This window comes from Pseudomonas kurunegalensis, assembly GCF_030291635.1.
In the GTDB taxonomy this organism is placed as follows: domain Bacteria; phylum Pseudomonadota; class Gammaproteobacteria; order Pseudomonadales; family Pseudomonadaceae; genus Aquipseudomonas; species Aquipseudomonas monteilii.
Window position 1 is genome coordinate 1,290,993 of sequence record NZ_CP127871.1, and the last position, 23,591, is coordinate 1,314,583.

Below are 23,591 nucleotides of genomic sequence, written 5' to 3' on the forward strand. Positions count from 1 at the left end.
GCGGACTCGGTTATACTCGCGGGCTTTTCACCGAATTCGCACGAGTAGCCAGCCCATGGAAATCCAACCGATCCTGAACACCATCAAGGACCTCACCGAGCGTTCCCAGTCAATTCGGGGGTATCTTTGACTACGATCACAAGCATGACCGCCTGATCGAAGTCAACCGCGAGCTGGAAGACCCCAACGTCTGGAACAAGCCCGAGTACGCCCAGGCCCTGGGCCGTGAGCGTGCCATGCTGGCCCAGGTCGTCGAGACCCTGGACAAGCTGTCCAACGGCCTGGGCGACTGCCAGGACCTGCTCGACATGGCCGTCGAGGAAAATGACGAAGGCGCCGTCAGCGACGTCGTGACCGAGCTGGAAGGCCTGGAAGAAAACCTGGCCCAGCTTGAGTTCCGTCGCATGTTCAGCGGCGAGATGGACATGAACAACGCCTACCTGGACATCCAGGCCGGTTCCGGTGGTACCGAAGCGCAGGACTGGGCCAACATCCTGCTGCGCATGTACCTGCGCTGGGCTGACAAGCGTGGTTTCGACGCCACCATCATCGAGCTGTCCGAAGGCGAAGTGGCCGGCATCAAGGGCGCCACTGTGCACATCAAGGGTGAATACGCCTTCGGCTGGCTGCGTACCGAGATTGGCGTGCACCGCCTGGTGCGCAAGAGCCCGTTCGACTCCGGTGCCCGTCGTCACACCTCGTTCTCGGCAGTGTTCGTGTCGCCCGAAATCGACGACAAGGTCGAGATCGAGATCAACCCGTCCGACCTGCGCATCGACACCTACCGCTCCTCCGGTGCCGGTGGTCAGCACGTGAACACCACCGACTCGGCCGTCCGTATCACCCACGTGCCGACCAACACCGTGGTGGCCTGCCAGAACGAACGTTCCCAGCACGCCAACAAGGACACCGCCATGAAAATGCTGCGGGCCAAGTTGTACGAGCTGGAAATGCAGAAGCGCAACGCCGCCTCGCAGGCGCTGGAAGACAGCAAGTCGGACATCGGCTGGGGCCACCAGATCCGCTCGTACGTGCTGGATGACTCGCGCATCAAGGACTTGCGTACCGGCGTCGAGCGCAGCGATTGCCAGAAGGTGCTGGACGGCGACCTCGACCAGTACCTGGAAGCGAGCCTCAAGCAAGGGCTGTAAGCCGCACACCACTGCCGCGATACCTGGCTACCCGCCGGTATCGCGTGCCCTGCCCGAAAAGGGCAACGAATACCTGATGGAAAGAATGACGACATGAGCGACCTCAAGACCGAATCGCAAGACCTGCAACAGGAAGAAAACGCCCTGATCGCCCTGCGCAAGGAAAAACTTGCCGCCGAGCGTGCCAAGGGCAACGCCTTCCCCAACGACTTCCGTCGCGACAGCTACTGCAACGACCTGCAGAAGCAGTACGCGGACAAGACCAAGGAAGAGCTGGAAGCAGCCGCGATCCCGGTCAAGGTAGCCGGCCGTATCATGCTCAACCGTGGCTCGTTCATGGTGATCCAGGACATGACCGGTCGTATCCAGGTCTACGTCAACCGCAAAACCCTGCCAGAAGAAACCCTGGCCGCCGTCAAAACCTGGGACCTGGGCGACATCATCAGCGCCGAAGGCACCCTGGCCCGCTCCGGCAAGGGCGACCTGTACGTCGAAATGACCAACGTGCGCCTGCTGACCAAGTCGCTGCGCCCGCTGCCCGACAAGCACCACGGCCTGACCGACACCGAACAGCGCTACCGCCAGCGTTACGTCGACCTGATGGTCAACGAAGAAACCCGCCACACCTTCCGTGTGCGTTCGCAGGTGATCTCGCACATCCGCAAGTTCCTCATCGAGCGTGACTTCCTCGAAGTGGAAACGCCGATGCTGCAGACCATCCCGGGTGGTGCCGCGGCCAAGCCGTTCGAAACCCACCACAACGCCCTGGACATGGCCATGTTCCTGCGTATCGCGCCGGAGCTGTACCTCAAGCGCCTGGTCGTGGGTGGCTTCGAGAAGGTGTTCGAGATCAACCGCAACTTCCGTAACGAAGGCGTCTCGACCCGTCACAACCCAGAATTCACCATGCTCGAGTTCTACCAGGCCTACGCTGACTACCGCGACAACATGGACCTCACCGAGGAACTGTTCCGCGAGCTGGCGCTGCTGGTGCTGGGCAGCACCGACGTGCCGTACGGCGACAAGGTGTTCCACTTCGGCGAACCGTTCGCCCGCCTGTCGGTGTTCGACTCGATCCTCAAGTACAACCCGGAGCTGACCGCTGCCGACCTGCAGGACGTCGACCGCGCCCGCGACATCGCCAAGAAGGCCGGTGCCAAGGTGCTGGGCCACGAAGGCCTGGGCAAGCTGCAGGTGATGATTTTCGAAGAGCTGGTCGAGCACAAGCTGGAGCAGCCGCACTTCATTACCGAGTACCCGTTCGAAGTGTCGCCGCTGGCCCGCCGTAACGACGACAACCCGGCCGTTACCGACCGCTTCGAGCTGTTCATCGGTGGCCGCGAAATCGCCAACGCCTACTCCGAGCTCAACGATGCCGAAGACCAGGCCGAGCGCTTCCTGGCCCAGGTGGCCGAGAAGGACGCCGGTGACGACGAAGCCATGCACTACGACGCCGACTTCGTGCGTGCCCTGGAGTACGGCATGCCGCCGACCGCCGGTGAAGGCATCGGCATCGACCGCCTGGTGATGCTGCTGACCAACTCGCCGTCGATCCGCGACGTGATCCTGTTCCCGCACATGCGTCCGCAGGCCTGAGTGATGTGAACGAGCCGCCTTTCGAGGCGGCTTTTCTTTGCGAGCGGCAAGCTGCAAGCGGCAAGCTACAAGAAAGGGCAGACCGCGCTCCGCTTTTTCTTGTAGCTTGCCGCTTGCCACTTGCCGCTCTTCATATTTGAGGTACCCCCGTGACACCCGCCATGCCTGACCAGGGCGCCGCCGGCATTGCCACCGCCGTCGCCGAAAGCGTGCAATACCAAGGCCGCAAGACTGCCCGCCAAGGCAGCGAGCAGCGCCGCCAGCTGATCCTCGACGCCGCCATGCGCATCGTCGTGCGCGATGGTGTGCGCGGTGTGCGCCACCGTGCCGTGGCCGCTGAGGCCGGTGTGCCGCTGTCGGCCACCACCTACTACTTCAAGGACATCGAAGACCTGCTCACCGACACCTTCGCCCAGTACGTCGAGCGCAGCGCGGCCTACATGGCCAAGCTGTGGGCCAACACCGAGGTCGTGTTGCGCCAGTTGCTGGCCCAGGGTGACGGCAGCCCGCAGGCACGGGCGCGGCTGGCTGACGATGTGGCCCGCATGACGGCCGACTATGTACAGCGGCAACTGTTGACCCGGCGCGACTTCCTGATGGCCGAACAGGCCTTCCGTCAGGAGGCATTGCTGTGCCCACGCCTGGCCGAGCTGGTGCGTGCCCATGAGCAGATCCTGTTGCACGGTACCCGGCAATTGCTGCAAGTGGTGGGTTCGCGGCAACCGGAACAGGACGCCCAAATGTTGACGGCGATTATCGAGCAGATGGAATATCAGGGCCTGCTCAAGGATGCGAATGCGCAAGCCGATGGGCAGATGCTCGCTATGCTTACCCGATACCTGCAGCTGGTGCTGGCATCGGCCTGAGCCGAGACCGACTTTTCAAGGAGAACCTGATGAAAGCCTGGCGTGTGGTGCTGTTGACTTTGTCATTCCTGCTGCTGGGCGGTTGTCTGGTGACCTTCCATGAGCCGTTGCCGAGTAACCAGGCGGCGCCCAAGGCCCTGTTGGGCAAGTGGAGCAGCAAGGACGCCTGGGGCGAGCCGTTGAAGCTGACCATCAGCCGCAGCGGTGCAGATGCCTACAAGGCAGTGGCCACGGCCAAGGGCAAGAAGCCCGAGGAATATGTATTCACCGTCTCCCGCCACGGCAACCGCTGGTACCTGTCGGCCGGCGTGCCCAAGCGCCTGGGTGGCAATTTCCTGATTGGCGGTTTCGATATCGTCGATGGCAAGGAACTGGTGGTGTACAACCTGGACGTCGAGCAGGTGCAGCAGGCGGTGGACAAGAAGGAACTGACCGGGCGTGGCACCGAGGTGCCGGAAGACAACGGCGACGGCGTGCTGATCGACAGCCCGGCTGCGCGGGTGCTGGCCTATCTGGATGACCCGGCCAACTCCGACCTGTTCGTTGAAGTGGCGCGGTTCCAGCGTTCCGGCAAGTAGTTACCTGTACCGGCCCTTTGTTTCAGTAAGGAGTCCCTAGTGGACGAATACCAGCAAACCATCCGCGCCTTGTCCGACCGCATCGTTGCGGCCCAGACCCCGATCCGGGTACTGGACGCGGTGAAGTGGGACGACAACATTCGCCAAGGCTTCCTCAAGGCCAAGGGCAAGGAGCCGCCGGCCGTCGACCGCGCTTATTACCAGTCGCGCCCGCTGGCGTTCGACTCCGGCGCGGTCAAGGCCGAGTTCCAGGCCATCGAGCGCGACATCATCCGCCAGCTTGGCCAGTTCAACCCGGTCGGGCAGATCATGAAGCGCATGTGCCGCGAATACCGCATGGTGGTGCGCATGCTCGAAGCGCGTGGCACCGAGGACTTCGGCCTCATCTCTCAGGAACTGTACGGCGCCGCCTCCGATGCCTTCCACGCCGGTGACCCGACCTTGGCCGACCTCGGCCTCATGCTCTCGGATTACCTGAACAACATCGATGGCCGTGGCGATCTCAAGGACGAACCGAAAAACCTCACCGCCAAGGAGGCCGTAGATATCCTCCAGCGCCGGCTGAACAAGGTGTTCGGTGAAGCCGAGGAGACCATTCGGGTATTCGAATCTGACGGGATCGTGGCCGATGCCGCCGCTGGCGCCGACTACATCAAGGTGCGCGCCGATGCCATGTTCAACAGCCGCGATGTACGTGCCCTGGAAGTGCACGAAGGGCTGGTCCATGTGGGCACCACGCTCAACGGCCTGAACCAGCCGATCTGCACCTTCCTGGCCAAGGGCCCGCCCTCGTCGACGGTAACCCAGGAAGGCCTGGCGATTCTCATGGAGGTCATCGCCTTCGCTTCCTACCCCAGCCGCCTGCGCAAGCTCACCAACCGCACCCGCGCTATTCACATGGTCGAGGAGGGTGCCGATTTCCTTCAGGTGTTCAATTTCTTCCGCGAGCAAGGCTTCGAGATGGCGCAGAGCTACAGCAACGCCAGCCGGGTGTTCCGCGGCTCGGTGCCCAATGGCCTGCCATTCACCAAGGACTTGTCCTACCTCAAGGGCTTCATCATGGTTTACAACTACATTCAGTTGGCCGTGAAGAAGGGCAAGCTCGAACAGATCCCGTTGCTGTTCTGTGGCAAGACCACGCTGGAGGACATGCGTACCTTGCGCCAGCTGGTGGAGGAGGGGCTGGTCGAGCCGCCCAAGTACCTGCCCGAACAGTTCCGCGACCTTAACGCACTGTCGGCCTGGATGTGCTTCTCCAACTTCCTCAACCACCTGAGCCTGGACCGTATTGAAGCCGACTACGCGAACATTCTCTGAGTGCTGCCGCCTGCTGGTGCTTGGCCTGGTCCTGCTGGGCCTTGGCGGCTGCAGCAGCCTGCTGTTCTATCCCGAGCGTGGCCAGGCATTCACCCCCGAACGGGCCAAACTCGACTACCGCGATGTCACCCTTGTCACGTCGGACGGCCTGCGCCTGCACGGCTGGTGGTTGCCGGCCAAGGCGGGTGTCGAGGTGAAGGGGACGGTACTGCATTTGCACGGCAACGGCGGCAACCTGCCCGGGCACCTGGGGGGGAGCTATTGGCTGCCGGAGCAAGGCTACCAGGTGCTGATGATCGATTACCGCGGCTATGGCCTGTCGCAGGGCACGCCGACCCTGCCTGAGGTGTATGAAGACATCGCGGCGGCCATGGCCTGGCTGGACCAGGCACCCGAGGTCAAGGGCAAGCCGTTGGTGCTGCTGGGGCAAAGCCTTGGCGGCGCCATGGCAATCCACTACCTGGCGGCCCACCCCGAGCAGCGCCAGCGCTTCAGCGCCCTGGTTTTCGATGGCGTACCGGCCAGTTACCGTGGGGTAGGGCGCTATGCCCTCAGCACGTCATGGATGACCTGGCCGTTGCAGGTGCCGCTGTCGTGGCTGGTGCCGGACGGTGACAGTGCAATCCGTTCGATCGAGCAGTTGAGCAGCCCGCCCAAGCTGTTCTTCCACAGCATCGACGACAACCTGGTGCCGATGGACAACGGCATTCGCCTGTACCAGCACGCGCCGCCCCCACGGGTACTGCAACTGACCCGAGGCGGCCATGTGCAGACCTTCGCCGACCCTACCTGGCGCCAGGTGATGCTGCGTTTCCTCGAAGACCCCAGCCATTTCAACGGCCTTCGGCGCTTGGCCGAAGTGCCCAATTACCCTGACGAGAAGAACAAGCAATGAGTGAAGAACGCAATGCCATCCCGCTGATCCTGACCGGCGTCGGCAGCATCATCGTGACGGTGGGGGCCTTGTGGTACTACGGTTACCTGCATTTCGCCAAACCCGAGGATGCCCTGTTGTTGCAGGACTTCACCATGCTCAAGACCATCCCGGGCGAGGACTACAAGGTTTCGCTGGACCCGGCGCCGCAAGTGGCCCAGTGCGTCGATGGCGTGCTGGTGCTGTTCGACACCCAGCAGAAAGGCCTGACCGGCGTGCTGGTGGACAACCGCAAGCGTGCCGTGCGCTGCATGGGCGAGGAAACCCCGCAGCAGGTGCAGTAATCCGGCCTCTTTACAGCCTGTGCCGGCCCTTTCGCGGGCAAGCCCGCTCCCACAGGGATTGCGCAAAGCTCGAAACTGGCTCCGTACCTGTGGGAGATTCTATGGTTTTCAGCAAGCTGTTTTGGCTCCTTTGGTGATGTATTCGTCCTGATTTTTCATCAGGGCGAATGCCACCCGTGCGAGCTTCCTGGCGAGGATTACCAATGCTTGGGTCGTTGCCTTTCCATTGTTCCGATGCCGCTCATAGTCCCCTTTCCAAACGGGTGACTTGCTGGCGGCCATCGCTGCGTTATGCAACAAACGACGGATTTCTGAGCAACCGCGCTTAGTGAGGCGACGTTGCCCACTTTTCTGCCCAGAGTCACTGACTCGTAGATCCATTCCCAAGAATGCGATGTACGCGTCACTGCTCTTGAACTCACCCCTCATAAAAGCCATTACCAGCGCTGTGGCGGTTAGAAAACCAATACCCTCTACTGCCTGGCAGCGAGCGACTTGCTCGTGCAATCCAGCTTCTCGCAGCACTTCCTTAATCTTCTTTTGGATCAACAGCTCCAGCCGATCTATCGATTTCACGAAGGTACTGAACGCAGCCTTCAAGAGGCCTTCATTAGCCCAGCTCTGAGTCATTGCAGTGCGAGCACTTACCAAGGCTGCTCTGCGACGAAGCAGGCTCTGAAGCTTGCCGTAGACAGCGGGAGGCGGGCTCCAGGGACGAAGATCCTCCCCTTCGTTTCTCAGAAATCGGGACAGCAACCGAGCATCGGAAGGGTCGGTTTTAACCCGTCCTCCAACACTTTTCCGGTAGTTACTCAGTTGGAAACCATCGATGACATAAACCTCGAAACCCAAGCTATGGGCCAGCTCAACCAAGTCCAGGTGATAAACATTGGTCGCCTCAACCGCGATAGCGGTGTTCAGCGGTTGCTGCTTCAACCATTTTTTGATTTCGGGTTTGGAATTTTTCAGTCTGACGATCTCATCACGGTCATCGTGATGGATAACCAGCTCAGCTTTTGCGACATCCGCACCCACAATCAGCTTGCCTACCTGCATTGCCATGGGCGACTCCTCACGCTATGGTTTTTCGGCTTGAAGGGGTTTCACCAAGAGGCGCTGGCTTGCTTCTATCGTCGCTTGTAAACGATGCATTCTTTATCGGCGCTTTGGTGGAAGGGGTGGGGCGATGTCTCCCACGGTCTGTACTGATGCGAGCAGTCAGAATCGGGCATTTAGTCCCACCACCCCTTCAAGTCTAACCATACAAGCGGGCTTGCCCGCGAAAGGGCCAGTACAGGTAATCAAACTGGGTCTGCCATATACCATCGAGCTTTTGAAATTCCTTCCTTGCCCGCACATCAAATTCAAGGTCGGAGCTTTTTGCTTCCTTCGGCTTCGGCGATGAGTTCATCGATATCCACTCTGACAGTGGGCCCACCACGCCGCTGGCGAACAAGTTCAGCCAGCTGCAAGTCGTCGATCAGCTCCATCATTGCTTCGTAGCGTTCGGGCGGAACTGCATAGAATGCGGGCTCGTTCCGATTGAGGATGACCACCGTTTCACCAGCAGCTTCGCGGATAGTGCCCATGGGGTCTTTCTTCAGGTCTGTGATGGATGCTGCCAGATCGGCAAGAACAGGGTAGGTCATAGTTGTATCAACCCATGAGTGTGGTTGGCGATGCTGGAAATTCTAGTGCTTCATAAAGTGCTTTTAAAGGTGCTTTTGTCGATTGAAAAGATAAAAAAACCCCGCCACGAGGGCGGGGTCGGGGTTGGCCAGCCTTACTGCTGAACCTGGCTCACCGTACGCGGTGCCACCGGCTGGTTGTCGTTGGAGATGGTCACCTCCACCCGGCGGTTCTGCGCCCGGCCCGAGTTGCTGCCGTTGTCCGCTACCGGGTACTCCTTACCGTAACCCTGGGCGACGATGCGCGCAGGGTCTACGCCGGCACGCACCAGCGCCATGCGCACGGAACCCGCGCGGCGTTCGGACAGGCTCTGGTTGTAGTTGGCCGAGCCGACGCTGTCGGTGTAGCCCTCGACAATCACCTTGCGCTCAGGGTTTTCCTGAAGGAACTGGGCCAGCTTGGTGATGTTCGGGTAGGCGTTGCTCTTGAGTTCGGCCTTGTTGAAGTCGAACAGCACGTCACCGAAGGTGACCAGCGTACCGCGGTCGGTCTGCTTGGCGTTGAGGCTGTCCTGCAGCTTGGCGATCTGTGCGTCGCGGGCGTCCAGCTTGGCCTGGGCGCGTTGCGCAGCGGCGTTTTTCAGCTCGCCTTCGGCGGTACGCAGGGCGATGGTCTGCTTGGCTACTTCGACACGCTGGTTGGTCAGGTAGGCGAGCTGGTCGACCTTCTTCTGGTCTTCCCGGTCCATGTAGGCCTTGTCGGCCTTGTTCAGCCAGTCCTGGGCGTCCTTGGTCTCCAGCGCCGCCACCTTGCTCGATTGCGGGTCGCTCTGCAGCGAGGAGAAGTTGGTGCGGGCCGCTTCCAGGTTGGCGTTAGGGTCGTGCGAGCAGGCAGCAAGGCCGACGCTCAGGGCCAGCAGGGCGGGAATCATGACGTAATTGCGCATAGTGTTCATCCTTTGATCGTGTGCGAAGGCTAAGGTTGGCGGGGCAGGGCTCACTGAGCGCTGCGCAGGCCTTCCTCACGTACGTCCTGGACACCCTGGCGGGCGTCCTGCACGGCCTTCTGGGCCTTGGCCGCCTGGGCCTTGCGTTCGGCGAGGCGTGCGTCCCACTCGGCTTGCTGGGCCAGCAGTTTGGCTTCGTCATACTTTTTGTCGTGCATGGCGATTTCGGCCTGCTTGAACTTGTCCTGGGCCGCTTTCATCTCAACGGCGGCGAACTCGGTACCGCCAGCGCTGACGGCGGCGTTCACGGCGGACTGGGTAACGGCATACTGCTCGGTAGGCGGGTTGCCCGCACAGCCGGCCAGGACCAGGCTACTGCCCAGGGCCAGCGCGGCCAGCTTGAACCCGCGCACGTGAGTGGATGACAGTTTGCTAGTGCGGGTTTTCATGGTGGTCAGCTCCATTGGATCACTCCTGATTACGACGATGTCCGTAGCAGTCCATCGCTCATTCCCTGACAAATCCCTGCGCTTCAGCTGAACGGTGCACAAGGGCAGGTGTGCAGGGTTTTAGCGTGATGGCTATTGGCTCCGACTCGATCGTTTTTCGAATGGTTCAGAAAAAAGTGATCCGCACGAGCAATTATTTCTGACTGACTGGTCAGTGAGGATTTTCTTGAGCTTTCGCGGGCGGGAGCGGTATTCCGGGCCTCGAGCAGGCCCGGAACGGTGGCGCGGGGGTTATTTGTCGCTGTCGGCAGCGGTGTTGCTCAGGCTGTGCAGGTGCTGGCGCGAGAGCGACAGAAAGCGTGGGGTAGGCCCTACATCTTCGTACAGCGGGTCGCCTTCTTCATCGGTGGCGATGACCTGACGGCCCTGCACATAGGGGAAGCTGGCCTCCACCTCTTCAAGGGCGGCGGCTACCAGTTCGCCGAGCAATTCCTCGGCGGTACGCTTGGGGTACATGTCGATCAGCGCGGCCAGACGCGCCTCTGACTCCAGGTCAAGGTGCAGGACATGGCCCGTGCGGCTGAGGGTGCCGGCGGCATTCTGTTCCCAGTGCTGGGCGAGTTCACGGATTTTCATGATGACCTCTGGTTACGCCTGCTAAGGCTGCATGGCATGGGAGTGCTATGCCTTTACTTTAGTTTGCTTTGTCCGATCACGGCTTGCCATTGCCGCCAGCCTGGGGGCACTCTTCGGGAGAGCTGTGTACAGGAGTGCGCCAGAGCCGCGCCAAAGAGAGGGCCAATGACCGATATCGATGTGCGTTTGCGTGAAGATGTCCATGTGTTGGGTGAGCTGCTCGGCGAAACCATTCGCCAGCAGCATGGCGATGCGTTCCTGCAGAAGATCGAGGACATCCGCCACAGTGCCAAGGCCGACCGGCGTGGCCCCGGCGAGCAACTGAGCTCGACCCTGGCGGACCTGGCCGAAGAAGACCTGCTGCCCGTGGCCAGGGCCTTCAATCAGTTCCTCAACCTGGCCAACATGGCCGAGCAGTACCAGTTGATCCGCCGTCGCGACGCCGACCAGCCCGAACCCTTCGAGGCCCGTGTGCTGCCCGAGTTGCTGGCACGCCTGAAGCAGGCCGGGCACAGCAACGATGCCCTGGCCCGGCAACTGGCCAAGCTCGACATCCAGCTGGTGCTCACCGCGCACCCCACCGAAGTGGCCCGCCGCACCCTGATTCAGAAGTACGACGCCATCGCCGGCCAGCTGGCTGCCCAGGACCACCGCGACCTGACCCCGGCCGAACGCCAGCAGGTACGCGAACGCCTGCGCCGGCTGATTGCCGAGGCCTGGCACACCGAAGAAATCCGCCGCACCCGCCCCACACCGGTAGACGAAGCCAAGTGGGGCTTTGCAGTGATCGAGCATTCGCTCTGGCACGCCATCCCCAGCCACCTGCGCAAGGTCGACAAGGCGCTGCTGGAGGCCACCGGCCTGCGCCTGCCGCTTGAAGCCGCGCCAATCCGCTTTGCCTCGTGGATGGGCGGCGACCGTGACGGCAACCCCAACGTGACTGCCGCCGTCACCCGCGAAGTGTTGCTGCTGGCCCGCTGGATGGCCGCCGACCTGTTCCTGCGTGACATCGATGCACTGGCTGCGGAGCTGTCCATGCAGCAGGCCAACGAGGCCCTGCGCGAACGGGTTGGCGACAGTGTCGAGCCCTACCGCGCCGTGCTCAAACAGTTGCGCGACCGGCTGCGGGCGACGCGTGCCTGGGCGCAGTCGGCATTGACCAGCAGCCAACCGGCCAGCGCCGACGTGCTGGTGGATAACCGCGACCTGATCGCACCGCTGGAGCTGTGCTACCAGTCGCTGCACGAATGCGGCATGGGCGTGATCGCCGAAGGCCCGCTGCTGGACTGCCTGCGCCGCGCCGTCACCTTTGGCCTGTTCCTGGGCCGCCTGGATGTGCGCCAGGACGCTGCCCGCCACCGCGACGCACTGACCGAGATTACCGACTACCTGGGCCTGGGGCGCTATGCCGACTGGGATGAAGAGCAGCGCATCGAATTCCTCCAGGCCGAGCTGAGGAACCGTCGGCCCCTGCTACCTGCGCATTTCAAGCCGCAAGCGGATACCGCCGAAGTGCTGGCAACCTGCCGCGAAGTGGCCGCCGCGCCGGCTGCCTCCCTGGGCTCCTACGTCATTTCCATGGCCGGTGCCGCTTCGGATGTGCTGGCGGTGCAACTGCTGCTCAAGGAAGCCGGCCTTACCCGCCCCATGCGCGTGGTACCGCTGTTCGAAACCCTGGCCGACCTGGACAACGCTGGCCCCGTGATGCAGCGACTGCTCGGCCTGCCAGGCTACCGCGCCGGGCTGCGCGGCCCGCAGGAAGTGATGATTGGCTACTCCGACTCGGCCAAGGACGCCGGCACCACGGCGGCGGCCTGGGCGCAGTACCGGGCTCAGGAAAACCTGGTGCGTATTTGTGCCGAACATCAGGTTGAACTGCTGCTGTTCCACGGCCGTGGCGGCACGGTAGGGCGCGGCGGTGGCCCCGCCCACGCGGCGATTCTGTCGCAACCGCCGGGATCGGTGGCGGGGCGTTTCCGCACCACCGAACAGGGCGAAATGATCCGCTTCAAGTTCGGCTTGCCGGGTATTGCCGAGCAAAACCTCAACCTGTACCTGGCTGCCGTGCTCGAAGCCACGCTGTTGCCACCACCGCCCCCGCAGCCGGCCTGGCGTGAGGTGATGGACCAGTTGGCTGCCGATGGCGTCAAGGCCTACCGCAGCGTGGTGCGGGACAACCCCGATTTTGTCGAATACTTCCGTCAGTCGACACCGGAACAGGAGTTGGGGCGCCTGCCACTGGGCAGCCGCCCGGCCAAGCGCCGTGCTGGAGGCATCGAAAGCCTGCGGGCCATCCCGTGGATTTTCGGCTGGACCCAGACGCGCCTGATGCTGCCGGCCTGGCTGGGCTGGGAAACGGCGCTGAGCAACGCACTGGCCCGTGGCCAGGGCGAGCTGCTGGCGCAGATGCGTGAACAGTGGCCGTTCTTCCGCACCCGTATCGACATGCTGGAGATGGTGCTGGCCAAGGCCGATGCGCAAATTGCCGAGGCCTACGACGAACGTCTAGTGCAACCGCACTTGCTTCCTTTAGGTGCACACCTGCGCGACCTATTGTCGCAGTCCTGCCAAGTGGTACTGGGCCTGACCGGGCAGCCGGTGCTACTGGCGCACAGCCCCGAAACGCTGGAATTCATCAGCCTGCGCAACACCTACCTGGACCCGCTGCACCGCCTGCAGGCCGAGTTGCTGGCCCGCTCGCGCAGCCGCGAAGCCGCTCTGGACAGCCCGTTGGAGCAGGCCTTGCTGGTGACCGTGGCGGGTATTGCCGCCGGGCTGCGCAACACCGGCTGAGGGCGCGTGCGGGCTGCCCTGAATGTGTGCCGTGCAGACCCTGCATGGGTAAGGGGAGGGTGGTTGCGCCGGGCGCAACCACCTGCCAGGTCAGCCGCAAGTGGCGCATTCCTGCAACTTTGGGACGCTTGTCTGGCTGCCGGGCGCTGTGTATCTTGAGCAGCCTTCTGACCGATTTTGGGTCATACCCGATTTTCCGGACTTGGCCCTGGTTGCCGAATCCATTGAATTTCATAAAAAAATTTGAGGAGCACAAGATGCGCGTAATTCTGCTGGGAGCTCCCGGGGCCGGTAAAGGTACTCAGGCAAAGTTCATCACCGAAAAGTTCGGTATTCCACAGATCTCCACCGGTGACATGCTGCGTGCCGCTGTCAAGGCCGGCACCCCGCTGGGCCTGGAGCTGAAGAAAGTCATGGATGCCGGCCAGCTGGTCTCCGACGAGCTGATCATCAGCCTGGTCAAGGAGCGCATCGCTCAGCCTGATTGCGCCAACGGCTGCCTGTTCGACGGCTTCCCACGCACCATCCCGCAAGCCGAAGCCATGGTCGCTGCCGGTGTCGACATCGACGCCGTGGTCGAAATTGCCGTGGACGACGAAGAAATCGTTGGCCGCATGGCGGGCCGCCGTGTGCACTTGGCCTCGGGCCGCACCTACCACATTCAGTACAACCCGCCGAAAGTGGAAGGCAAGGACGACGAGACTGGCGAAGACCTGATCCAGCGCGACGACGACAAGGAAGAAACCGTTCGCCATCGCCTGTCGGTCTACCACAGCCAGACCAAGCCGCTGGTGGACTTCTACCAGAAGCTGTCGGCCGCCAACGCCGGCAAGCCGAAGTACAGCCACATCGAAGGTGTCGGCTCGGTTGAAGCCATCACCGCCAAGGTCCTGGCAGCCCTGAGCTGATCCAGCGCCTGACACCCATCGACAACGGCCCGCTAGCGGGCCGTTGTCGTTTATACTGCCGCTCTTTTCCCTGCTCCTGGATACCCGTTCGATGACCACCCTGCTGGCCCTGGATACCGCCACCGAAGCCTGTTCCGTCGCGCTGCTGCATGATGGCAAGGTAACCAGCCATTACGAGGTGATCCCACGTCAGCACGCGCAGAAGCTGCTGCCGATGATCAAGCAGCTGCTGGCCGAGTCGGGCGTTGCGCTGAATCAACTGGATGCCATCGCCTTTGGCCGCGGCCCGGGCGCCTTCACCGGCGTGCGCATTGCCATTGGCGTGGTGCAGGGCCTGGCCTTCGCCCTGGAGCGCCCGGTGCTGCCGGTTTCCAACCTGGCCGCGCTGGCCCAGGGCGCATTGCGCGAGCAGGGCGTGCAACAGGTGGCAGCCGCCATCGATGCACGCATGGAGGAAGTGTACTGGGGTTGTTACCAGGCCACAGCCGGCGAAATGCGCCTGGTCGGCCGTGAGGCAGTATTGCCGCCCGAGCAGGTGGCACTGCCCGAAGGGAGTCATGGCGAGTGGTATGGCGCCGGCACCGGTTGGGGCTATGCCGAGCGCCTGGCGGTGCAGGTGGCTGCCAGCAATGCCAGTGCCTTGCCCAACGCTCTGGACGTGCTCAGCCTGGCCAGCTTCGCCTGGGCCCGTGGCGAAGCGATCGGCGCCGAGCAGGCGCAACCGGTTTACCTGCGCGATAATGTAGCTACGCCAAAGAAGCACTGAATGCTGTTCGTCGGTAATCGACGGTAACCCCCAAACCTTCTGCGCGATCTGTGGTCCAGTTATCACTTAAGCATTAGCGACGGAACACTGATGCTGCTAAATTGCCATCATTGGTCCTGAGTATTCATGCCATGCGTATCGACGGTTTCTCATCGCAGTCCTACCCGATCAAGCGCGCGCCGCGCAAGGCAGCGGTGCGTGACGAGGCCATCGATGACGCCGAGGTGATCGAAGAGAACACCGCGGCGCCGCAGGAAACCACCGCCCGCCGCCGCAGCGGTGGCTTGCCCGCCCGCCAGCAGGACATGATCTTCCCCCGCGCCCGTGACCGCCGCACAGCCACCGCACTGGCCAGTTACCTGAATACTGCCGGTTTCACCGATTGGGACATGGAAGTACTGGGGCTCGACCTGTACATTTGATGGATGAGTCCATCACCACTGCCTTATTTTCTCGGTTGCCCGTCGTGGAGTGAAAACGCCTGGCGTGACTACCTGTACCCCGCCGACGCCAACAGCAATGAAATGCTTGGCCTTTACAGCCAGGTGTTCAACGCCGTCGAGGGCAACACCACCTTCTACGCACGCCCCGCCCCCGGCACCATTGCCCGCTGGGCGCAGGTGATGCCTGAGCACTTTCGTTTCACCGCCAAGTTTCCTCGTGACATCAGCCACGAGGGTGACCTGCGTGATCAGCTTGAGCCTGCCTTCGATTTCACACGCCTGATGGCCCCGCTGGGCCAGCGCGTATCGCCGTACTGGTTGCAATTACCAGCTCTGTTCGGCCCGGCACGGCTGGGCGAGCTTTGCCACTTCCTTGATGAAATCGGCGTGCCGGTGGCGGTGGAGGTGCGCAACCAGGCCTTTTTTGCCAAGGGTGACGAAGAGCGCCTGCTCAACCGCCTGCTGCACGAGCGCGGTGTGGAGCGTATCTGCCTCGACCCGCGTGCGTTGTTCAGTTGCACTTCACGCGATGCTGCCGTGCTGCACGCGCAGTCCAAGAAGCCCAAGGTGCCACCACGCCCTGCAGCCTTCAGCCAGCACCCGCAGGTGCGCTTCATTGGCCACCCGGAGCTGGAGGCTAATGAGGCCTTCCTTACCCCCTGGGTAGAAAAGGTCGCCGCCTGGATCGAAGAGGGCCGCAGCCCTTACATTTTCCTTCACACTTCGGACAATCGTCTGGCCGCAGCCCTGGCCCAGCGGTTCCATCAACGCCTGATGGCACGCCTGCCGGGCCTCGCTTCTTTGCCTGAATTGCCGCGCGCGCCCGAGGTCGAACAACTGGGACTACTCTGACCTTTCCCTCACTGCCGGAGGTTGATTCATGGATGTGCAAACCCTGCGAGCCGAAGCCTTCAAGGCACTGCATGAACGAAATGGCGCGTTCGTCATCCCCAACCCGTGGGATGCCGGCTCCGCCAAGTTGTTGGCCAGCCTGGGCTTCGAGGCGCTGGCCACGACCAGTGCCGGCCTGGCCTTCAGCCTGGGCCGCCCGGATGCCGAAGGTGCCTTGAACCTGGAGGACACCCTGGACAATGCCGGGGAGATTGTCGATGCGACCCCCTTGCCAGTAGCTGCCGACCTGGAAAACGGCTTTGGTGACCTGCCCGAGGATTGCGCCAGTACCATCCTGCGTGCCGCTGAAGCGGGCTTGGTGGGCGGCTCCATCGAGGATGCCAGTGGCCGCAGCGAATTGCCCATCTATGACATTGGCCTGGCGGTGGAGCGCGTTCGCGCCGCGGTGCAGGCTGCCCGTAGCCTGCCGTTCCCGTTCACCCTGTGCGCCCGGGCAGAAAACCTGCTGCACGGGCGCATGGACCTGGACGACACCATCAAGCGCTTGCAGGCCTACGCCGAAGCCGGCGCCGATGTGCTTTACGCCCCGGGCCTGCGTACCGTCGAGGAAATTCGTGCTGTGGTGCAGGCCGTGGCGCCGCGCCCGGTGAACGTGTTGATGGGCATGGCAGGCGTGCCGCTGAGCGTGAACCAGTTGCAGGACCTGGGCGTGCGCCGCATCAGTGTCGGCTCGTCGCTGGCTCGCGCCGCCTTGGGGGCGTTCCACCGGGCAGCGCTGGAAATTCGCGATGAGGGTACATTCGGCTATGGGGAGCAGGCACTGCCGTTCGCCCAGCTGAACGACCTGTTCCGCCGCTGACTTCAGGCGTGAACGCGCACGTTGTTCAGCACCACCGGGCGCGCCCAGTGGATGTCGAACTCCAGGTCGTTCTGCTGCTTGGCCAGGGTTGTGTCATCAAACGGTTCGGGCGCCGGGTCCAGCAGGTCGGTTTCGAATTCGGCGATGGGCAGGAACAATGAGCGCGGGGTAGGGCCTGGGCCCGGTTCGGCAATCGGCTGGCCCTGGCTCATCACCACGGGGCGCATCCAGCTGTTGCTGATATCGAGCTGACGCTGCTGCTCGATCAGTTCCAGGGCACTGAACGGCTCGGGAGCTGGGGGCAGCAGCTTGGCTTCAAGCTCCGCCTTGGGCAGGAACAGCGGCTCGGGCGGTGCAACCTCGGTGTCTTGTACCGGGCACGCGCGCTGGGCGTCGATCAGCGCCAGTGCCCGGGCGCCGCCGATGGGTTCGCCGCTGTCCTGGTCATACTGCACGAACGACTGGCTGACGCTGTCTACGGGCTCTTCCTGCTGCTCGGCCATGGCCCGGGCAAAAAAGTCCTGCCACAGGTGGCTGACGCCCCCGAGTGCCTGGGTATTGTGCTGACTGTAGTTGCCGACAGGCGACAAGTAGGTCAAGCCGATGGGAAGAGTATCTGACATGGCAGTCGCGCGCGTTGTGCTCTGGCAGAATAGCGGGATATTGCCTGTATCGGCCGTGGCTGCCGATTCATTAAGGCTTGGTTTGATTTTTTAGGTGTGGACGATGGAAGAGCAAGGCACGGGTATCAGGGTCGAGGCGATGTCGACTGAGTATGCGGAACAGGCCAAGGCGTGGGCCGAGCGTCTAAGCCTGCCGCTACAGGACGATAGCGCCGGCTTCGCCGTGCAGGTGGGCGCCGAGGGTTTGCAGATTCAGCAACTGGGCCCGCAGGCACCGGGGCCGGTTCGGGTGGACTTCGTCGAAGGCCAGGCGGCACACCGGCGCCAGTTTGGCGGTGGCAACGGGCAGATGATCGCCAAGGCCGTGGGCATTGCCCAGGGCGTGCGGCCGCAGGTGCTGGATGCCACGGCAGGCTTGGGCAAAGACGCGTTCGTGCTGGCCAGCCTGGGCTGCCAGATGACCCTGATCGAGCGCCAGCCGCTGATTGCCGCATTGCTGGAGGATGGCCTTGCGCGGGCGCGTGTGGATGAAGAAGTGGGGCCGATTGTCGGGCGCATGCGCTTGCTGACCGGCAACGCCATCGAGCGCATGCGCAGCTGGGAAGGGGAGGCGCCGCAGGTGATCTACCTCGACCCGATGTTCCCGCACCGGGACAAGAGCGCCTTGGTGAAAAAGGAAATGCGCGTGTTCCGGCCTTTGGTGGGGGATGACCTGGACGCCCCGGCCCTGCTCGAAGCCGCTCTGGCGCTGGCCAGCCACCGGGTGGTGGTGAAGCGGCCGCGCAAGGCGCCGATCATTGACGGGCCGAAGCCGAGCCATAGCCTGGAGGGTAAGTCGAGCCGGTATGACATTTACCCGAAGAAGGCGCTGAAGGCCTGAGTTGTCCCAATTTGGTCGGCGAGCACAGTCATTGTAGGAGCGGCCTTGTGTCGCGAAAGGGCTGCAAAGCAGCCCCAGGATTTCGGCGTCTACGCAAAAAATGTCGGGGCCGCTTTGCGGCCCTTTCGCGACACAAGGCCGCTCCTACAAAGGGGCGCGTATGCCCTTTCAGGGTTTGAACGCCCGCACAAACACCCCCACCACCTCCCGCACATGCGCCTCGGCCTCATCCCCTTCCAGTGGCCCCGCGCACCCCAGCAGCAGTCGATAATCCGGCGCGCCTTTCACCAGGCAGAAGAAGTGCTCTGCCGCTCGCAGCGGGTCGTCAATGCGCAGCAGCCCGCGTTCATCCGCCCCGCGCAGCAGCGATTCCATCCCCGCCAGCACACGCTTGGGCCCGGCCTCGTAGAAATACTCGCCAAAGCTCGGGTCCAGGCTGCCCTGGGCCATGATCAGGCGGCTGAGCTTGACCGCTTCGTCACTGCTGATCAGTGCCTGGAAACCACGGGCAATCGTCAGCAGCACCTCCTCCACCGGTACACCCTCGGGGTACTCGAACAGCAGGTCAGGCAGCTGGATCTGGCAGGTGGCCATGACCGCCGAGCAAAACAAGGTCTGCTTGTCGGTGAAGTGGCTGTACACGGTGAGCTTTGAAACACCTGCCGCCGCAGCGACCGCATCCATGCTGGTGTTGGCATAGCCAAGGCTGAGAAACAGCGCCTTGGCCGCTTCGAGAATCGCTTCGCGCTTGGCCAGGTCCTTTGGCCGGCCTGGGCCGATGGGTGCGTCGTTGGGCATTGTGGTCTGCATCTGGTTGAAGAGTCGTTCATCTTAACGGGTCAGGCGCCATCCGGCTAAAACCAACCCGCAAAACCTGCTGTTCGCCCGTAGACAGTTGATCGACACTGGTGTCGTCACGCAGGCATCGGATGTGTTGCTTTGTTTTGTAAGATGATGATTTATAACGATTAATTTGTTGGCATGAATCGTGTTGATAGAGCAGTAAGGGCACCTTGCAAGGGTGCCGAGCCTATCGAACAGGAGTCCCCATGCCACGTGAAATTCGTTTGAACGCTTTCGAAATGAACTGTGTCGGCCACCAGTCGCCCGGCCTGTGGCGTCACCCCAAGGACCGCGCCTGGCAGTACAAGGACCTGGACTACTGGACCGACCTGGCCAAGCTGCTGGAGCGCGGCAAGTTCGACGGCATCTTCATCGCCGACGTGATCGGCATCTACGATGTGCTGGGCGGTAATGGCGACGCGGCCATCCGCCAGGCGGCCCAGGTGCCGGTGAATGACCCGCTGGCACTGATCACACCCATGGCGCTGGTCACCGAGCACCTCGGTTTCGGCCTGACGGCCTCGCTCACCTTCGAGCACCCGTACCCGTTCGCCCGTCGGCTATCGACCCTCGACCACCTGACCAAGGGCCGCATCGGCTGGAACATCGTCACCTCTTACCTCGACAGCGGTGCGCGCAACCTGGGGCAGAAGGCGCTGAGCGACCATGACGCCCGCTACGACTACGCCGACGAGTACCTGGAGGTGCTGTACAAGCTGTTCGAAGGCAGCTGGGAAGACGGCGCGGTGGTGCGCGACCGCGAAACCGGCCTGTTCACCGACCCGCGTAAAGTCCACGAGATCCGCCACCACGGCAAACACTTCCAGGTCCCGGGCATCCATCTGTGCGAGCCGTCGCCGCAACGTACACCGGTGCTGTACCAGGCCGGTGCGTCCAGCCGCGGCAAAAATTTCGCTGCCGGCCACGCCGAATGCGTGTTCGTCGCCGCGCCGTCCAAGGTCATCCTGAAAAAGACCGTGGCCGACATTCGCCGCCGCGCCGCCGAGGCCGGGCGCGACCCGCGCAAGGTGCTGATCTTCAACCTGCAGACAGTGATCGTCGACGAGACCGACGCCAAGGCCCAGGCCAAATGGCAGGAGCTGAAAAGCTACGCCAGCTACGAAGGCGCCCTTGCGCTGATTTCCGGCTGGACCGGCATCGACTTCAGCCAGTACCAACCCGACCAGGTGCTGGAGCATATCCACACCAATGCTATCCAGTCGGCTGTGGAGGCGTTTTCCACCGCTGACCCGAACAAGCGCTGGACCGTGCAGGAACTGGCCGACTGGGTCGGCATCGGCGGCTTTGGCCCGCTGATCGTCGGCAGTGCGCAAACCGTAGCGGACGAGTTGCAGGACTGGGTTGAAGAAACCGATGTCGACGGCTTCAACCTGGCCTACGCACTGGCCCACGAAACCTTCCGCGATGTGGTCGAGCTGCTGGTGCCCGAACTGCAGCAACGGGGGGCCTACAAGACCGAATACCGCCCCGGCACCCTGCGCGAGAAGCTGTTCGGTGACGGCCCACGGCTGCCGGCCACGCACCCGGCTGCCGGTTACCGCGACCTGAGCCGCCAACCCACCCCGGCCAGCATTACCGAGCCGGCCTGAGCCGCCAGGGAGCCACGCGATGAATGTGCATGAATTTACCCCGCCGCAGGCTGATGCCGTGGCCGACAGCCACTTGCAGGCCCTGCAGCGCTGGGCCCGGGAGCGCCCAACCCGGGTCGCCCTGCGCCATCGGCGCCTGGGCGTGTGGAAGGCCTGGCGCTGGATCGACGTACAGCGAGAGGTCGAACGCCTGGCCGATGGCTTGAGCCAGCAGGGCTTCGTGGCAGGCGCGCGGCTTGCCTTGAGCGGCGCCTACGAGCCCAGCCTGGTGTTGCTTGCGTTGGCCGCACGGCGCCTGAATGGCCATACCCTGCTGATCCCCGCCAACAGCCGTGGCGAAGACTTGCAACGCCAGCTGCGCCTGGCCCACCCGGGGTTCGCCTTTGTCCAGCGCCGCGAGCAGGTGGCGCAATGGCTGCAAACGGGTTTGCACGCCCAATGGCCGCTGCGCTTGTTCACGCCGCAAGCCGACGCTGTGCTCACAGGCCAATGGCAGGTTCAGCCACTGTCGGCGCTGTTTGTCGGTGCGGCACCCGCAGCGCAGCGTTTGGGTTGGGCACAGGTCACCCGGGACGAGGTGCTCTGGGTCGATGAAGGCAGCGAGTGGCGCGAAGGCCTGACGCATCTGCTCGACCGCTGGCTGGAGCGGGGCGAAGGCCTGGCGTTTCCGGAAACGGCCGAGTCGGCCAGCCGCGATCGTCGCGAAATCGCCCCGACGGCGTTGCTGCTCTCTGCTGAGCGGGTGCAGGTACTGGCCGATGAAATAGAGGCACGGCTGCCGCCTGCTGGCAGTTGGCAACGGCGGCTGTGCGACTGGGTGCAGCAAGATCCGCAACGTGGCCTGCGGCGCTGGCTGAAAACCCGCGTGCGGCAATTGCTCGGCTTCCAGCGCCTGCAACGCATCGATGTGCCCAGCGCCCCTGTTGCCTCGGGCACGGCGCGGCCGGCCTGGCTGCGTGATTACCTGGAGCGTGCGGCATGAGCGCCTTGCTGGAGGTGCGCAATGTGTCGCTGTCGTTCAAGGGCGTCAAGGCGATATCAGACCTGTCATTCAGCGTAAGACGCGGGGAGATCTGCGCCCTGATCGGGCCCAATGGCGCCGGTAAAAGCTCACTGCTGAACATCCTCAACGGCGTCTATCGCGCCGATGCCGGCCAGCTGTTTTTCGCCGAACAGCCGCTGCGCCGCCCGCACCCGCTGACCGCCGCACGGCTGGGTATTGGCCGCACGTTCCAGAACAACGCGTTGTTCAAGAAGATGAGCGTGCTCGACAACCTGCTGACCGGGCTGTCGCGCTTTCAGCGCAGTTTCTTCCTGGAGCAGGCGCTGGGGTTGCCGCGTGCCCGCCGCGAGGCGCGGGCGTTTGCCGAACGCGCCGAGCAGGTGCTGGAGTTTCTGGAATTGCAGGCCTGGCGCGAGGTGGCCGTTGGCAGCCTGCCATACGGCCTGCAGAAACGCGTGGAGTTGGGCCGTGCGCTGATCGCCCATCCGACGCTGTTGCTGCTCGACGAACCGATGGCCGGCATGAACGCCGAGGAGAAGCAGGAAATGAGCCGCTTCATCGCCGATATCAATCGTGACCTTGGCACCACGGTGATCCTGATCGAGCACGACATTCAAGTGGTGATGGGCCTGTCCAGCCATGTTGTGGTGCTGGACTACGGGCGCAAGGTGGGGGATGGCTCGCCCGCCGAAGTGCAGGCCAATCCCGAAGTGATAGCTGCGTACCTGGGGGCGCCGCACGGATGAACTTCTTTTTCGAAACCCTGATCGGCGGCCTGCTCGCCGGCACCATGTATTCGCTGGTGGCGATCGGCTTCGTGCTGATTTACAAGGCCAGCGGCGTGTTCAACTTTGCCCAGGGCGCCATGCTGCTGTTTGCTGCGCTGACCTTCGTCAGCCTGCACCAGCAAGGCCTGCCGTTTGCCGTGGCGCTGGCCATTACCGTGGTGGTGATGATCATCGGCGCGTTGCTGATCGAACGGCTGGTGCTGCGGCCACTGGTCAACCGCTCGCAGATCACCTTGTTCATGGCCACGCTGGGCCTGTCGTTCATCATCGAAGGGCTGGCCCAAGGGCTGATGGGGGCTCAGGTGCGTGCGCTGGACCTGGGCATCGAAGACGTGCCGCTGTTCGTCGGCGACATCATGATCAGCCAGTTCGACCTGGTGGCCGCTGGTGTTTCCGCCGCACTGGTGGCGCTGCTGGCCCTGCTGTTCAACCGTACCCGCATCGGCCTGGCTTTGCGCGCGGTGGCCGACGATACCCGCGCGGCGTTATCGCTGGGCATCAACCTCAACCGCATCTGGCAGGTGGTGTGGGCCGTGGCGGGCGTGGTCGGGCTGGTGGCCGGGCTGCTGTGGGGCGCACGCCAGGGTGTGCAGTTCTCGTTGTCGCTGGTGGTGCTCAAGGCGCTGCCGGTGCTGATCATCGGTGGGTTCACCTCGATTGGCGGGGCGATTGTCGGCGGCCTGATCGTGGGTGCCGCAGAGAACCTGGCCGAGGCTTACATCGGGCCGTTGATCGGCGGTGGCATTACTCCTTGGTTCGCCTACTTCCTGGCGTTGATCTTCCTTTACATCCGCCCGGCCGGCCTGTTCGGCGACCGTGCCATCGAACGGGTATGAC

The 23,591-nt window shown here is 63.0% G+C and carries 25 protein-coding genes; 18 read left to right on the forward strand and 7 right to left on the reverse strand.

Annotated elements, in window-relative coordinates; genetic code table 11:
* Window positions 1–55 precede the first annotated feature (55 nt).
* The 7 genes from prfB to QQ992_RS05810 all read left to right on the forward strand — a co-directional run bounded on the left by prfB (window position 56) and on the right by QQ992_RS05810 (window position 6,726).
* Window positions 56–1,151, forward strand: a protein-coding gene (gene prfB / locus QQ992_RS05780; RefSeq protein ID WP_097083287.1) for a peptide chain release factor 2 whose coding sequence is annotated in 2 segments (ribosomal slippage) — window positions 56–127 and window positions 129–1,151 — 1,095 coding nt in all. Because the reading frame shifts where the segments join, the coding sequence is not laid out codon by codon here.
* 93 nt (window positions 1,152–1,244) lie between these two features.
* On the forward strand, window positions 1,245–2,747 hold the full coding sequence (gene lysS / locus QQ992_RS05785) for a lysine--tRNA ligase (RefSeq protein WP_016712972.1): 1,503 nt from the start codon (window positions 1,245–1,247) through the stop codon (window positions 2,745–2,747).
* A 161-nt stretch (window positions 2,748–2,908) separates the two neighbouring features.
* Window positions 2,909–3,613 carry a TetR/AcrR family transcriptional regulator gene (locus QQ992_RS05790; protein ID WP_016712971.1) on the forward strand — a complete coding sequence of 235 codons (705 nt, stop codon included), beginning with the start codon at window positions 2,909–2,911 and terminating at the stop codon, window positions 3,611–3,613.
* A gap of 29 nt (window positions 3,614–3,642) precedes the next feature.
* The gene (locus QQ992_RS05795; protein WP_016712970.1) at window positions 3,643–4,191 is read left to right on the forward strand and encodes a hypothetical protein; all 549 of its coding nucleotides are present in this window, start codon (window positions 3,643–3,645) and stop codon (window positions 4,189–4,191) included.
* Window positions 4,192–4,230: 39 nt separating this feature from the next.
* Window positions 4,231–5,508 carry a flavohemoglobin expression-modulating QEGLA motif protein gene (locus tag QQ992_RS05800; protein ID WP_028698981.1) on the forward strand — a complete coding sequence of 426 codons (1,278 nt, stop codon included), beginning with the start codon at window positions 4,231–4,233 and terminating at the stop codon, window positions 5,506–5,508.
* Window positions 5,480–6,403 carry an alpha/beta hydrolase gene (locus QQ992_RS05805; RefSeq protein ID WP_286112564.1) on the forward strand — a complete coding sequence of 308 codons (924 nt, stop codon included), beginning with the start codon at window positions 5,480–5,482 and terminating at the stop codon, window positions 6,401–6,403. Before QQ992_RS05800 ends, QQ992_RS05805 begins: the two co-directional genes overlap by 29 nt.
* Complete coding sequence (locus QQ992_RS05810) at window positions 6,400–6,726, forward strand: PA3694 family proteiin (RefSeq protein ID WP_003252219.1); 327 nt, start codon at window positions 6,400–6,402, stop codon at window positions 6,724–6,726. The genes QQ992_RS05805 and QQ992_RS05810 overlap by 4 nt, the downstream gene beginning before the upstream one ends.
* A gap of 108 nt (window positions 6,727–6,834) precedes the next feature.
* Here QQ992_RS05810 and QQ992_RS05815 read toward each other — a convergent pair whose 3' ends face one another.
* The 5 genes from QQ992_RS05815 to QQ992_RS05835 form a co-directional block, all read right to left on the reverse strand.
* A complete protein-coding gene (locus tag QQ992_RS05815; protein ID WP_119372048.1) occupies window positions 6,835–7,788 on the reverse strand; it encodes an IS110 family RNA-guided transposase in 954 nt (317 codons plus the stop codon).
* Window positions 7,789–8,090: 302 nt separating this feature from the next.
* Window positions 8,091–8,375, reverse strand: coding sequence for a type II toxin-antitoxin system Phd/YefM family antitoxin (locus QQ992_RS05820; protein ID WP_286112566.1), 285 nt, complete (start codon window positions 8,373–8,375; stop codon window positions 8,091–8,093).
* A 134-nt stretch (window positions 8,376–8,509) separates the two neighbouring features.
* Window positions 8,510–9,301 carry a lipotoxin F family OmpA-related lipoprotein LptF gene (lptF, locus tag QQ992_RS05825; RefSeq protein ID WP_286112567.1) on the reverse strand — a complete coding sequence of 264 codons (792 nt, stop codon included), beginning with the start codon at window positions 9,299–9,301 and terminating at the stop codon, window positions 8,510–8,512.
* 50 nt (window positions 9,302–9,351) lie between these two features.
* Window positions 9,352–9,765 carry a DUF4398 domain-containing protein gene (locus tag QQ992_RS05830; protein WP_016712966.1) on the reverse strand — a complete coding sequence of 138 codons (414 nt, stop codon included), beginning with the start codon at window positions 9,763–9,765 and terminating at the stop codon, window positions 9,352–9,354.
* Between the two features lie 276 nt (window positions 9,766–10,041).
* Complete coding sequence (locus tag QQ992_RS05835; RefSeq protein WP_105946832.1) at window positions 10,042–10,386, reverse strand: pilin assembly protein; 345 nt, start codon at window positions 10,384–10,386, stop codon at window positions 10,042–10,044.
* Window positions 10,387–10,551: 165 nt separating this feature from the next.
* On the opposite strand from QQ992_RS05835, the gene ppc reads away from it, so the two are divergent.
* From ppc to QQ992_RS05865, 6 genes are all read left to right on the forward strand, one after another.
* Window positions 10,552–13,179 (forward strand): phosphoenolpyruvate carboxylase, encoded by a 2,628-nt coding sequence (gene ppc / locus QQ992_RS05840; protein WP_286112568.1) that lies wholly within the window; start codon window positions 10,552–10,554, stop codon window positions 13,177–13,179.
* A gap of 257 nt (window positions 13,180–13,436) precedes the next feature.
* Window positions 13,437–14,087: an adenylate kinase gene (adk, locus tag QQ992_RS05845; protein ID WP_016712963.1), complete on the forward strand. Its 651-nt coding sequence runs from the start codon at window positions 13,437–13,439 to the stop codon at window positions 14,085–14,087.
* A 91-nt stretch (window positions 14,088–14,178) separates the two neighbouring features.
* Window positions 14,179–14,853 (forward strand): tRNA (adenosine(37)-N6)-threonylcarbamoyltransferase complex dimerization subunit type 1 TsaB, encoded by a 675-nt coding sequence (gene tsaB, locus QQ992_RS05850; protein ID WP_286112569.1) that lies wholly within the window; start codon window positions 14,179–14,181, stop codon window positions 14,851–14,853.
* Between the two features lie 131 nt (window positions 14,854–14,984).
* Window positions 14,985–15,275: a hypothetical protein gene (locus QQ992_RS05855; protein WP_110742231.1), complete on the forward strand. Its 291-nt coding sequence runs from the start codon at window positions 14,985–14,987 to the stop codon at window positions 15,273–15,275.
* A 3-nt stretch (window positions 15,276–15,278) separates the two neighbouring features.
* A complete protein-coding gene (locus QQ992_RS05860; RefSeq protein WP_286112571.1) occupies window positions 15,279–16,148 on the forward strand; it encodes a DUF72 domain-containing protein in 870 nt (289 codons plus the stop codon).
* A gap of 28 nt (window positions 16,149–16,176) precedes the next feature.
* Window positions 16,177–17,007, forward strand: coding sequence for an isocitrate lyase/PEP mutase family protein (locus tag QQ992_RS05865; RefSeq protein ID WP_286112573.1), 831 nt, complete (start codon window positions 16,177–16,179; stop codon window positions 17,005–17,007).
* 2 nt (window positions 17,008–17,009) lie between these two features.
* On the opposite strand, the gene QQ992_RS05870 is transcribed toward QQ992_RS05865, so the two are convergent.
* Entirely contained in the window at window positions 17,010–17,630 is a 621-nt protein-coding gene (locus tag QQ992_RS05870) for an energy transducer TonB (protein WP_119371120.1), read from the reverse strand.
* A 103-nt stretch (window positions 17,631–17,733) separates the two neighbouring features.
* Here QQ992_RS05870 and QQ992_RS05875 point away from each other — a divergent pair, with 103 nt between their 5' ends.
* A complete protein-coding gene (locus tag QQ992_RS05875) occupies window positions 17,734–18,510 on the forward strand; it encodes a class I SAM-dependent methyltransferase (RefSeq protein ID WP_060497356.1) in 777 nt (258 codons plus the stop codon).
* Between the two features lie 168 nt (window positions 18,511–18,678).
* Here the strand turns inward: QQ992_RS05875 and QQ992_RS05880 are convergent, their stop codons facing one another.
* Entirely contained in the window at window positions 18,679–19,320 is a 642-nt protein-coding gene (locus QQ992_RS05880; RefSeq protein WP_286112575.1) for a TetR/AcrR family transcriptional regulator, read from the reverse strand.
* Window positions 19,321–19,559: 239 nt separating this feature from the next.
* Between QQ992_RS05880 and QQ992_RS05885 the strand changes: the two genes are divergently transcribed.
* The 4 genes from QQ992_RS05885 to QQ992_RS05900 are packed head-to-tail and all read left to right on the forward strand — an operon-like array spanning window position 19,560 to window position 23,590.
* A complete protein-coding gene (locus QQ992_RS05885; RefSeq protein WP_286112576.1) occupies window positions 19,560–20,963 on the forward strand; it encodes an LLM class flavin-dependent oxidoreductase in 1,404 nt (467 codons plus the stop codon).
* 19 nt (window positions 20,964–20,982) lie between these two features.
* Window positions 20,983–21,945, forward strand: a complete 963-nt coding sequence (locus tag QQ992_RS05890; protein WP_286112577.1) for an AMP-binding protein — start codon at window positions 20,983–20,985, stop codon at window positions 21,943–21,945.
* Window positions 21,942–22,712, forward strand: coding sequence for an ABC transporter ATP-binding protein (locus QQ992_RS05895; protein ID WP_286112578.1), 771 nt, complete (start codon window positions 21,942–21,944; stop codon window positions 22,710–22,712). Before QQ992_RS05890 ends, QQ992_RS05895 begins: the two co-directional genes overlap by 4 nt.
* Window positions 22,709–23,590: a branched-chain amino acid ABC transporter permease gene (locus QQ992_RS05900; protein WP_286112579.1), complete on the forward strand. Its 882-nt coding sequence runs from the start codon at window positions 22,709–22,711 to the stop codon at window positions 23,588–23,590. Before QQ992_RS05895 ends, QQ992_RS05900 begins: the two co-directional genes overlap by 4 nt.
* Window position 23,591 lies beyond the last annotated feature (1 nt).